Origin of the sequence: Moraxella canis, from assembly GCF_002014965.1 — a bacterium.
In the GTDB taxonomy this organism is placed as follows: Bacteria; Pseudomonadota; Gammaproteobacteria; order Pseudomonadales; family Moraxellaceae; genus Moraxella; species Moraxella canis.
The window spans coordinates 42,053-54,142 of record NZ_MUXT01000006.1 but is presented as its reverse complement, the minus strand read 5'-3'; the positions used below and the strand labels follow the sequence as shown (position 1 = coordinate 54,142).

Annotated in this window: 8 protein-coding genes; 5 read left to right on the top strand and 3 right to left on the bottom strand. The window is 46.1% G+C overall.

Features of this window, described 5'->3' with window-relative positions; genetic code table 11:
* Window positions 1-589: 589 nt before the first annotated feature.
* The gene (gene plsB, locus B0180_RS05290) at window positions 590-3,163 is read right to left on the bottom strand and encodes a glycerol-3-phosphate 1-O-acyltransferase PlsB (protein WP_078255996.1); all 2,574 of its coding nucleotides are present in this window, start codon (window positions 3,161-3,163) and stop codon (window positions 590-592) included.
* Between the two features lie 218 nt (window positions 3,164-3,381).
* On the opposite strand from plsB, the gene B0180_RS05285 reads away from it, so the two are divergent.
* The 4 genes from B0180_RS05285 to B0180_RS05270 all read left to right on the top strand — a co-directional run bounded on the left by B0180_RS05285 (window position 3,382) and on the right by B0180_RS05270 (window position 7,831).
* On the top strand, window positions 3,382-4,344 hold the full coding sequence (locus B0180_RS05285) for an acyl-CoA thioesterase (protein WP_078255995.1): 963 nt from the start codon (window positions 3,382-3,384) through the stop codon (window positions 4,342-4,344).
* Between the two features lie 205 nt (window positions 4,345-4,549).
* Window positions 4,550-5,128, top strand: coding sequence for an IS607 family transposase (locus tag B0180_RS05280; protein ID WP_143821278.1), 579 nt, complete (start codon window positions 4,550-4,552; stop codon window positions 5,126-5,128).
* Complete coding sequence (locus B0180_RS05275; RefSeq protein WP_078255993.1) at window positions 5,121-6,476, top strand: RNA-guided endonuclease InsQ/TnpB family protein; 1,356 nt, start codon at window positions 5,121-5,123, stop codon at window positions 6,474-6,476. The genes B0180_RS05280 and B0180_RS05275 overlap by 8 nt, the downstream gene beginning before the upstream one ends.
* Window positions 6,477-6,667: 191 nt before the next feature.
* Window positions 6,668-7,831: a DUF1615 domain-containing protein gene (locus B0180_RS05270; RefSeq protein ID WP_078255992.1), complete on the top strand. Its 1,164-nt coding sequence runs from the start codon at window positions 6,668-6,670 to the stop codon at window positions 7,829-7,831.
* 79 nt (window positions 7,832-7,910) lie between these two features.
* Here B0180_RS05270 and lptG read toward each other — a convergent pair whose 3' ends face one another.
* Window positions 7,911-9,023: an LPS export ABC transporter permease LptG gene (gene lptG / locus B0180_RS05265; protein WP_078255991.1), complete on the bottom strand. Its 1,113-nt coding sequence runs from the start codon at window positions 9,021-9,023 to the stop codon at window positions 7,911-7,913.
* Window positions 9,020-10,219, bottom strand: coding sequence for an LPS export ABC transporter permease LptF (gene lptF / locus B0180_RS05260; protein ID WP_078255990.1), 1,200 nt, complete (start codon window positions 10,217-10,219; stop codon window positions 9,020-9,022). The genes lptG and lptF overlap by 4 nt, the downstream gene beginning before the upstream one ends.
* A gap of 221 nt (window positions 10,220-10,440) precedes the next feature.
* Here lptF and B0180_RS05255 point away from each other — a divergent pair, with 221 nt between their 5' ends.
* Complete coding sequence (locus B0180_RS05255) at window positions 10,441-11,952, top strand: leucyl aminopeptidase (protein WP_078255989.1); 1,512 nt, start codon at window positions 10,441-10,443, stop codon at window positions 11,950-11,952.
* Window positions 11,953-12,090: the final 138 nt, after the last annotated feature.

Below are 12,090 nucleotides of genomic sequence, written 5' to 3'. Positions count from 1 at the left end.
ATACATCGCTTGGCTTATCATAAGTGAGTACAAAGACAAAATCCTCATCAAACTGTGCCCAATATTCAAGTAGGCTAACCGCCTGAGCATCCGACCAGCCCCATAGCGGCTGCTCAGCATTTGCCAGTATCAAATCAAAACTTAAATTATCCCAAACTTTCTTTGGAGATTTTTGATGATAAGGGTTTAAGACCTCTGACTGAGAGGTTTTGGGTTCAAGAAGCTGACTTGGGGCGCGATGGGCGTGGTGACGATTTTTTTTAGGCTTTGACTCAGCAGAGGGAGCGATCTGTTTTTGAGTCTCAGCCGGCTTTGATACACGTAGCAACTTATCGGTAATTTGTAATGGACTCAATTGATGTGTATGAGAAAGTAGGGCAGGTGCCATGCCGCAGCCTTGCAGTATTTTATCCAAGGCTTGATAATGGGACTCTTTGTGTCCAACAATTAAAATTTTATTCATGATAATAATTTCCTTAAGGCGCAACTTAGTGAATTTATTTCAACAAGTTGGCTAAAATACTGTATATCGATTGTAAGTGATTCTATCTGAATTTTCAAGCCTAATTTATAAGCTTATCTTATTTTTTTACCCCCGCCCAAACTTCCTTTTTTTCTCCATGCTTGCCATGGCTAGGCTAAGCTCATCATCAGAAAGGCTTGCGGTATGCGTCAGCACCTGCATCACATCTGGCTGCAGCACAAATTTTGCAAACTCTGCAATACGATCAATGCGCTCATCAAAGGATAATAGGGTTGTGTCTGTATCGATGCTGACATAACCGACTCGCACCAAAGTATCAATAAAACTTGTAAATAACGCCTTATCAAACATATCTGGCAAGTCGTCAGCGTGTAGCACTGATACCCGCTGACCGACGACATAGCACAGATTGACCACTTGCTCGGTCGTCAAGCGCTCTGAGCCTTGCTTAGACAGCAGTGTCAGCGCCATAAAATAACGCTCAAGACTTTGCTGCGCGGGGCTTGCTAGCACGATGAGCTTTTGATAGGCTTGGGAATTGCCCTCAGGGCTACCGACCACACCTTGCCCCAAGTCCACAATCACGCCTTGTTCGATCAGCAGATTGAGCACCTGATGCACATGATCGGCGATATTTCTAAGCGCCATTTTTAAGAACAGCTCGCTTTGTAAAAATGGATACAAAAGCTCGGTGATCCCATCGAGTCTATCACGATGAATTCGACCATTTCTTTGGACAAGCGCCGCCAAAAAGCTTGCAATGATAAACACATGCAAAATATTATTTCTAAAATAGGACAAAAGCGGTGCTTGCTTATCCGCCACACGGATCATGTCGCCCAAGATGTGCGGCGTGCGCTCGATGAGCTTAAGCTGCACGCCATAGTCCAAAATCTGCCTTGGCGTCATATCGGTCACATGGGTGTCCGCGTCATATGGCAGCGCTTGGGCGATATGCTGATACAGGCGGATCTGCTCAAGGCATTGCGCTTCATCTAGCGCGGCGTTTGGCGTTGATAGGAGCGCAAGCGCAAGCAGCGAAACAGGATTGACCACGGCGGCTTTATTGATGTTTTGCATCACCTTGACGCCTAAGTTTTGTACCATGGCGTGCGTGTTTTTGACATTGTCATCACTGGCGTCGGTAGGATTGACATTAAATTTCGCCATGAAATCGGTCAAATACAAAGGATCACCAAACGCCAAATGCACCGTCCCAAAGATCCGCTCAATCTTACGTGCAGTTTTTAGTAGACCTAATAAATTTTCGCTTTCTTTGGGTTTGCCTTTGAGTTCACCGACATATGTGGCGCCTTCCATAATGCGCTCATAGCTGATATAAGTTGGGATGAACACGACCGGCTTGGCAGGCTCACGCAAATAGCTGTTCACTGTCATCGCAAGCATACCAAGCTTAGGGGGTAGCAGGCGACCTGTGCGCGAGCGCCCCCCTTCGATAAAATACTCAATCGGAGCCTGACGCTGCATGAGGCTGTGTACATATTCTTTAAATACGGTACTATAAAGCGCATTACCCTTGAAGCTGCGGCGCATAAAAAACGCCCCACCGCTTCTTAATAGATCGCCAAGCACTGGAATGTTTAAATTCTCACCGGCTGCCACATGCGGAATGCGTAACCCTCGCTTATAAATCACATAAGACAGCAGCAAATAATCCACATGGCTGCGATGGCACGGCACATAAACAATCTGATAATCTGGCGCAAGCGCACGCACTCGCTCAAAGTGGCGTACCTCAACGCCGTCATACAGCCGTGTCCACAGCCAAGTTAAAAAATGATCAAAAAAGCGCACCACCGAATGAGAATAATTGCTTGCAATCTCGCTCAGATAGCCTTGGGCTTCGGCTTTGACGGCGGCGATGGGCTTGCCAGTTTCTGCCGCTTGTTTTTCAATAGCACGCATCACTTCAGGCGATGATAAGATCGCGCCTGCCACATTACGCTTATCGGACAAATCAGGTCCGACGATACTGGTGCGCTGCTTATCTAAATAGCCCTGTAGGCGCGCGGCGATGGTTGGCGTGATGCGATCTGGTGACTCATCTTTAGCTTCATTAATCAAGACTTGTAGATCCTTAGGCTCTGAAAAACGCACAAAGGTATCTCGCCCCATCACGCCAATATTAAATAGCTGCTTGGCTTTAGAAGGCGACTCCCATTCATCTGCCATCAGCAAGCGAAATAAAGACTCTTCTTTATCCGGCGCACGCCCCCATAGGATCGTGACAGGCACAAGATTGATTTTTAGTTCAGGATTTTCAAGGCATGCTTGGATCAGCCTTTCAAGGCGCGGCACATATCCATTGGCAGCTTCTGTGCGGCGATCCTTTAAAAAAATCATCGCTGAAGTTTCGTGGATGTCTTTGGTATCGACTTCTGCAAGCGCCGAAGGCAAGCCAAGCGCATCTGTCTGCATCCCAACCAACAAACTGTTCGAGCGTGAATAAGCGCGGATCACATAAAAGGTGGGCACGCCATCATCAAGCGTTGGCACTTCACCGATCAAGGTTGGCTTGACTGCAAGCGACAATCCTTTGGCTGAAGCCCGGCGATATGGGCTTGGCATGCGGACTGGGCTGTCTTTTTGTGGATGAGCTGTCGGGCTTTGGTCGGGTTGGCTGCTGGCTTTCTTGAGCAAATTTACAAGTTTTCGCATAAATCCATCAATACAAAGAAGTGAATTTTTATTCTAACATTGTTTGGGTTTTTTGCCTAAAAAATTGATAAAAAAGTGGTATAATTTTAGCATTTTGAAATTTACACCAAGGCGATGCAGCCTTTTGGGCTTGGCTTGACGACCTTGATGATTTGCCATGTGATCAGCCAAGCTATTTGTGTCTTAGCATCGCTTTACGACTATGTTTTGAGCGGATTATGAAATACTCTCTTGACCGTTATGCCTTGCCGCCTGAAGCGACGCATGCCGACATCGCAGATTTATTAGATACACTAAAACTCAAAGAAATTGCCGACAATGTCTATGAAGGACCTAGCTATGACTATGTCGGACCTAGGGTTTTTGGTGGGCAAGTGCTCGCCCAAGCCCTGATGGCTGCTGCCAATACATTGACCATTGATAAGCCTTGTCATAGCCTACATGGATATTTTTTGCGCGGCGGTGATATTCGTCTACCAATCGTCTATCAGGTGCGACGCCTGCGTGATGGTCGCAGCCTATCAGCCCGAGAAGTCATCGCAGTGCAATATGTGCCAACCACCGACAAAGACGGCAAAGACACCACCAGTGAGCAGGTGATTTTTTCGATGATTGCTTCATTCTCGCCGATGGAAGGCGGTCTGGATTATCAAGAGTCCATGCCCGAATATCCGCCGCCAACGAGTGTCAAAACCGAACAAGAACTCAAAACCCAATATCTGCATAAGATCCCAGAGCCGCTCAGAGCACGCTATATGCGTCCACGCCATGTTGAGATTCGCCCCATCATGCCCAGAGATCCAGTGGCGCCTGAGCCTCAGCGTCCGCGCCAAGCCAGTTGGGTGCGCGTTAATGACATCGGCGAGCAGCCAGTTGCCATTCATCAAGCTCTGCTTGCGTTTGTGTCCGATTATTATTTGGCAGGAACGGGTCTGATGAGCCATGGTTTGAGCTTTATGACGCGCGGCTTACAGATGGCAAGTATTGATCACTCCATGCACTTTCATCGTCCGTTTGATATCACCGAATATCTACTGTATGACATGTGGAGCGACACCACCAGTCACGCCAAAGGACTCAATCACGGTCAATTTTGGCAAGATGGTAAGCTCATCGCTTCAGCTCAGCAAGAAGGCTTGATGCGCCTGCATGATGATCCAAGCATCTTTACCAATAGCTAAATTGACTTAAGCATTGCTTGAACGTATGCGCCAAAGTCGTTTTTATCAAAATTGGCGCAAACTTCTTGCGCGATGGTGTTGACAACAGAACTCAAATAATGTATAAAACATTACATAAATACAATGTTTTATACATTATATACCCCATATACCCCATGATTAGCGTCAGCCAACTCAATAAAGAGCTTTACAAGCCTAAAGAAGTTTGCCAACTTCTTGGCGTATCGTCCAGAATATGACTCAGGACGGTCGCTTGGATGTTGTTTGGTCTAAGACGGGACGACGCTACATCCCCAAGCAAAGCTTAATTGAGTATTTGCGTGCGATTGGTTACTTAGTAGATCAAGATGAGCGTATGGATGTTATCTACGCTCGAGTATCGACACATAAACAAAAGACACGCGGTGACCTCCAAAGACAAATAGAGAACATCCAAAGCTTTGCTATCAGTAAAAATCCCAAGAATTTAAAAACCATCACTGATCTCGGTTCAGGTTTAAATGATAGCAGACCTGGTCTACTCAGCCTAATTAAACTGGTGCAAGATGACCAAGTTGACAGAATTTTTATCAATGATAAAGACCGTCTGACCCGCTTTGGTTTCAATTATTTGCAAGCCATCTGTGAGCATCACCAAACTCAAATCATCATTGTGTCTGATGAGATTATGGATAAAAGCCTATCGGAAGAATTGGCTGAAGATATCATATCCATCATTCATTCTTTCAGCGGTAAGATGTATGGTTTAAGAAAAACCATCAAAGATAGCATCCAAGATGAGTAAATCTGACAAGCAAGTAAAACAGCCTAAGGTTCCCAAAATTAAATATTTCTTGGCAAAAAGACCTAAATCTGACTTTGTCGGTCCTATGCAAGAGCTTGTAGGACCAACAAAACCACGCATCAAAAAAGAGTATCAAATTGAAAGGCATATCATTAAGCACACACATCCCAAGTTCTCAGTATTGGACGAAGTCACCTTTTTAAGCAAGAATCTGTATAACGCCACCTTATATGCGGTCAGACAACAGTTCTTTGCTGATGGGAGCTTCTTGGAATATGCCAAGGTCAACAAACAATTTACCCATGACAGGCAAGCTGATTATATCGCTTTGCCTGCAAAAGTGGCTAAACATACCCAACAGTTGGTTGACCAAGCCTACCGCTCATTCTTTGGTCTGCTAAAAACCAAACAACAACATCCAAAGATTAATGCCAAACTCCCAAAATATCTTGATAAAACCAAAGGTCGTCAAGTTGTGCATTATGAAAAAGGCGCATTGTCTTTTAAAAAACCAGGGTTTATCAAGTTATCAGGGTTGAATTTTTACATCAAAACCAAGCTTATTAAAAAGCAGGTCGCTTTTGTGCGCCTAGTACCAAAAGGCAATCATATTACTGTTGAGATTGGGTATGAGCATGAAATTCCAAAACCAAAAGATAAAGCTGGTCGTATTGCTGGTTTGGATGTCGGGTTAAATAACCTTGCCACATTGACAAGCAATGTCGCAACACCTATGATTGTCAATGGTCGTCCGCTTAAGTCTATCAACCAGTTTTATAATAAGCATAAAGCTGTGGAGGATTCTAAGCTTGATACTGGACAAAAGACCAGTAAAGCAAGAAAACAACAATTAGGGCTCGTCCGTAAAAACAAAATCGCTGATTATCTGCACAAATCAAGTCGCCATGTTGTGAATTATTTAGTTGCCAACAATATTGATACCTTAGTGATTGGTAAGAATATTGGGTGGAAACAAGACATTAACATCGGTAAGCGGAACAATCAGAACTTTGTAGCAATCCCATTCACCAATTTTATTAAGCAGGTGATGTATAAAGCTCATAATGTTGGCGTTGAGGTGATATATCAAGAAGAAAGCTACACCAGTAAATGCTCATTCTTTGACAATGAAGCCATCCAAAAACATGACAATTATGCAGGTTGTCGTGTCCATCGTGGACTATTTAAAACCGCCAGTGGTAAAAAAGTCAATGCGGATGTCAATGGCTCATTGAATATCATTAAAAAGCACTTAATCACACAAGAAGCTTGGAATGACCAATTACGGTTAGACCTTGTAGAGGCGAGCAGTACGCCAAATATCCCCAAATTCACCCCAGATTGCTGAGGTCAATTAAGGATATAAAGCCTGATGGTATGTTTTTTATATTATTGGGTTACTGTATTTTTGTGTCAGCGCTTGACGAAAATCAGCTGTAGAATTACTATAAGCTGCCTTTAGCGATGTTGCCTTTTTGAGCATTATCCGCCCCACCGTCTTTATGGTTTCTTGAGTAAATCGTTTGGAATGTAGATCAGATGCGTAAAATGTATCCTGCCAGTGTTTTGTTGTGCGCTGTGATTTTGTCAGGCTGTGATGCGGTCAAGCAGACCATCACCCAAGACAAGCCGACGCTCAGTGACGCCCAAATTACCAAGCTGATCCCCAAACGCGTCAAAAACGCCAAGCTGTGGGCAGCTGATATCAGCGATATTTTTGATGATTTGTCCTTACCCAAGACCACCCAAAACATCTGCACCGCCATCGCTGTGATCGACCAAGAATCCAATTTTCATGCCGACCCAAGCGTGCCCAATCTAGGTAATGCCGCCCTAAAAGCGATTGATGATAAGCTAGAAGACAAGCTTGGCAAAAATATGGCGAGCGTTTTTCGCACCATGCTTGAGACGCGCCCGACACCTGAAAATAATTTCATCAAACAAATCAAAGCTGTCAAAACCGAAAAGCAGCTCGATGAGCTTTACCGAGAGATTTTTGATTATTTTGCCAAAACTTATAAAGTCTCGCCCTTGACCAACATCACCAGGCTGTCAGGTCAAGGCATTGATGAACGCATCAATCCTGTGACCACTTTAGGCTCTATGCAAGTGCACATCGACTATGCGCGAGCGCATCGCCGTGCGAGCATGAGCGATCGTGATCTGCGCGCCGATCTGTACACACGCTATGGCGGCTTATACTATGGCATACATCGGCTGATGATGTATCGCGCGGAGTATGATAAGCCTTTGTATCGCTTTGCTGATTATAATTCGGGGGTGTATTCAAGCCGAAATGCCGCCTTTCAGCAGCGGATTGCCACTTTGAGCGGCGACACCTTAGCGATTGATGGAGATTTACTACTGTATAAAGATGGCAGCCCACTAAGCAAAACCTCTGATACAGAAGCGGCTGCCATTCGCTTACTTACCAATGCCGCCAAGCCTGTGAGCGCTCGCCAAATCCGCGCTGACTTTAAAAAAGAAAAAACAAGCGCCTTTGAACAGACGGCGACTTATCGTGCGGTCGGTGAGATGTTTACCGATAAATTTGGGCGCACGCCTGCTTATGCCATCATGCCTAAGGTCGTGATTTCAGGACCTAAGCTGAGCCAAGACTTTGATACCAACTGGTTTGCCACGCGCGTTGATAAGCGTTATCAGACCTGCATGACCACCGCCAAGCGCCACCGCTTAACCTAAAGCTTGGCTGTTTCAAGGTTTAGTTAAGTTTTTGTGCTGATAATGACTTTTTACAGATCTTTAATTGATAGTGAGCAGCTTAGCTTGATTTACGATTCAGTAGATAGATGCCCGCCACAGCCGATAGCACAATCGGCACCAGTGCCATCAACAGTGGCGATAGCCCAGTCGCCAAAGCCACAAAACCCGCCAAATCGGTCAAATAACTGAACAAAAGTCCCGTCAAAAGCGCCAAGACCACGCGCAGCCCCAAGCCTTGGGAGCGCAGCGAACCAAAGACAAAGGATGATGCCACCAACACCAGCGACAGCACCGCAAAAGGCGAAAGCAGCTTTTGCCAAAATGCCAATTCATGACGCAGTGAGCGCGTGCCTTGGTGGGTCATGAGCTGCTTGTGCGCATACAAATCGCTGAGCGACAGATCTTCAGGCTCTTTGGTCAATAAATGCACATCAGTCGGTGCAATCGGCAAGGTCAGCTGCCGACTGTCGGTATGCTGCTGCCGTACTCGCTCAGCATCAATGGTAACTTCATGAATGCCTGATAATTGCCAAGTATAATGCGCGTCATCTGTGCGTGATGCAGCGCCTTTTGGCTGCCCCTGATAGATGCCTGTCTGTGCTTTGAGTGCAGCGATCAGCTGACCGTCTTTGAGCTGATAACGCTTAACCTCCCCAAGCCTGCCTTCATTATCGGCATAGCTGATATACACCACATCTTGATTACCGCCATCGTTATTCACTGACCAATAGCCATTAATGGTGATGAGCTTATCATAAATGGTATCTGCTCGGATGGCGGCAGCGTGCTGATTGGCGGCAGGCAGCACAAATTGATTCACGCCCAGTGAGATCACAACAAAAATGACCGCAGGCAGCATCGCCCAGCTGATGATGCGATAGATGCTCATGCCTGCAGCTCGCATCACGATCAGTTCGCTGTGATTGGCAAGCAGCCCAAGCCCAATGACCGCACCCAAGAGCGCACCAGTGGGGATAAATTGCACCAAAAAATAAGGTGAGCGATACAAAATGAACAGCAGCGCATCAGTCAGCGTATAGGTCTCACTGATATTATCAAGCTCAGCCAAATAGGCAAATATCATCTGTAAAAGCCATAAGCCCACCACGGCGCCCGTCATAGCAAGCAGCGCCGAGCGGATGACATATTTTGGTAAAATCCACGATTTCATGCCACATCTCCACCTTGACGCTCAAGACGAAGACGCGCCATCACTCGCCCATGATAATTCAGATACATTGCCACCGCCATCATCATCAGCAGAGCAGCGGCATAGATCACTGGTGGGAATTTGCCTTTGATGATGGTATCTTTTAAAGAAATCACCACAAGCACGCCTGCAACATAAATCAAAATCGCTGGCACCAATTTGTACCATCTGCCTTGACGCGGTCGCACATAAGATAAAGGAGTCGCCAATAAGATCGCCAATAAGATCAGCCAAGGCATGCTCAGACGATAACCAAGCTCGGCATATGCTTCTTGCGGATTATCACGCTTGGAGCGACCTTGAATGATTGACAAAAGCTCAGCGGTACTCACGCCTTCGATACGCATGTGATTGGTACCTTCGGGGCGCTCTGCCGATAAGGTAATGCGATAGCGCTCAAAGCCAAGTTGACTGTACTGGCGGCTGGTCGGATCCACTTCATAGCGTCGACCTTGTTGCAAGTCTAGCTGAATTTGCCCATTGGCATTCTCAACATGTGTGGCAGATTTGGCAAAAATGATGGAATCTCTTTGAGCGGTCTGGCTTGGCTTAGCGCTATTTGTTTGGGCAGGATTCATCTGAATGATGATGACATCTTTTAAAAATTCACGATTGGCGCCCATCTCGCCTACATATAGATGATAATCACCACTACTGATGAACTCTTGGGGGCGAAGTAAATCAAAAACCTGAGCCACCGACTGCTCTTGCCAGATATTGGTAGCGCGCTCCATGCCCCAGGGCTTAGCCACCATAGAAACCCAGCCCTCAACACACATCAGCACCGCCACCAGCGGAATGAGTAGGCGCGCCACTCGCCCTCGGCTGATGCCACTGGCATTCATGACCGCCATCTCATGATCTGCATACAGTCGCCCGAACACCAACATCAAACCAATAAAAAAAGACAATGGCAAAATCAGCTCAAGAAAATAAGGCAAATTATAGCCAATCAGACGAAACAGTACGCCGACATTGAGCCCACCTTCTGCCGCCATCCCAAAATAGCGAATCAGACGACCACCAAGCAGCATGACCACCAAAAAACCCAAAACCAAGGCAGTGGTTGAAGCGACTTGTGTGGTGATATAGCGACGTAAAATCACAAAGCTTGATTTCCAAAAATTAAGTGGCAAATAGCTTATAATAGCAAAAATTCATGGCGGTTTTAAGCGGTTTGCTCAGTTTATTTTGTTGCCAAGTTTTGCAGCAGCCAAGCTTAGCTGACCGCTTGAATTTGATCACAATTTGATCAGATGAAGCAAATTTGATTTTTTCATGCCTTCATTTATGCTACACTAAGTTTGGGAGCTGATATGGTGCGTGGATCACCTGACAGTTAGCTTCACTCATTCACTCAATATAATAAGGAAAAGATATGCCAGCACACACATTTCATATCAGTGTCAAAGACGCACTGTCGCTCAAAAAAGCCACAAAAAATAAATCCCTACCCACCATCGTGGTATTTGCTGATGATCAAGGTCAAATTTTGGGCAATTTGGGCGATGCAGAATATCTATCGCGCGCCGCTGATTTGATCAAACACAGTCACTTCAAGGGCGGCATGGGCGATAGCGTGACTGATTATGCCATCCATGATAAGGATTTTCCTGTGGTCACCGTGGTTGGTATTGGTAAATTGGATAAATTGGCTGACAATATCGCCAAAGCTGCTCAAGCTGCCTATACAGCCATCAAAAATACCCCAGCCGCGGCAATTTTATGGGGCGATACCATTTGCCAAATTCACTTTACCCAATTTGTTACCGCTTTGATTGGCGCAGGATATCGTTTTGAGCATCATAAAGCCAAGCCAAAAGATGCCGACTTGCTCGAAGAAGTGATCATCATCAGCAATAAAGACGCTCAAGACGACTACGACAATGCCTTAACTTTCGCCAAGGCAACAGCGGCTGGTATGACTACCGCGCGCGATGTCGCCAATGAAGCGCCAAATTTGCTGAATCCAAGCGAACTTGCCCAAAAAGCAAAGCAGCTCGCCAAAGATTACGAAGACACCATCTCAGTCAGCGTACTTGGCGAAAAAGACATGCAAAAGCTTGGTATGGGATGTTTTCTCGCCGTATCACAAGGCTCAGATGCAGAAGGCAAACTCGCCGTCATCGAGTATTATGGCAAATCCAGCAAAAACACCAAGAAATCCAAGCTTGAGCGCCCATTTGCTTTGGTTGGCAAGGGCTTGACCTTTGACAGTGGTGGCATCTCTTTGAAACCTGCTGCTGGCATGGAAGAGATGAAATTTGATATGGGCGGTGCAGCATCCATCTTAGGGACTGTTCGTGCAGTTGCCGAAGCTGGACTTGAGATTGATTTGGTGGCGGTGCTTGCTTGCGCCGAAAATATGCCATCGGCACGCGCTTCTCGCCCTGGTGATGTCGTAACCGCCATGAATGGTACGACTGTTGAGATCTTAAATACTGATGCCGAAGGGCGTTTGGTGCTGTGTGATGCACTGTGCTATGTCCAAGAGCACTATGATGCGCGCGTCATCATTGACACTGCCACATTGACAGGTGCTTGTGTGATTGCACTTGGCAGTGTCCGCTCAGGCATGTATAGTAACGATGAAGACACTTTATTTGCCTTAGAAGCAGCCAGCGAATACACCGGGGATTTGGTGTGGCACATGCCTTTGGATGAGACGTATAATGAGCAGCTGAATTCAAAAGTCGCCGATGTTCAAAATATCGGGGGGCGTGAAGCAGGCTCTGTGACCGCAGCCTGTTTCTTAAAAAGATTCATCAAAGAAGGTCAAGCATGGGCGCACCTTGATATTGCCGGTACTGCTTGGAAAAGTGGCAGCACCGCCAGTGCTTCAGGTCGCCCTGTCGCCCTGCTGACTCAGTATCTACGCAGCCAAGCCTAAGAAGATTTGCAAACGTGTAAAACGCTGCCGATGGGCGGCGTTTTATCTTAATATTCTGTTTGATCGTTTCACGTGGAACAGTTTATTATCCATTCATAAACTAAATTAAAAAAAAACACCAAACCTTCATGATTTGGT

Bases quoted from the DNA above. Each gene is read 5' to 3' on its own strand.
- plsB (WP_078255996.1), bottom strand. From the start codon at position 3,163: ATGCGAAAACTTGTAAATTTGCTCAAGAAAGCCAGCAGCCAACCCGAC.
- B0180_RS05285 (WP_078255995.1), top strand. From the start codon at position 3,382: ATGAAATACTCTCTTGACCGTTATGCCTTGCCGCCTGAAGCGACGCAT.
- B0180_RS05275 (WP_078255993.1), top strand. From the start codon at position 5,121: ATGAGTAAATCTGACAAGCAAGTAAAACAGCCTAAGGTTCCCAAAATT.
- B0180_RS05270 (WP_078255992.1), top strand. From the start codon at position 6,668: ATGCGTAAAATGTATCCTGCCAGTGTTTTGTTGTGCGCTGTGATTTTG.
- lptG (WP_078255991.1), bottom strand. From the start codon at position 9,023: ATGAAATCGTGGATTTTACCAAAATATGTCATCCGCTCGGCGCTGCTT.
- B0180_RS05255 (WP_078255989.1), top strand. From the start codon at position 10,441: ATGCCAGCACACACATTTCATATCAGTGTCAAAGACGCACTGTCGCTC.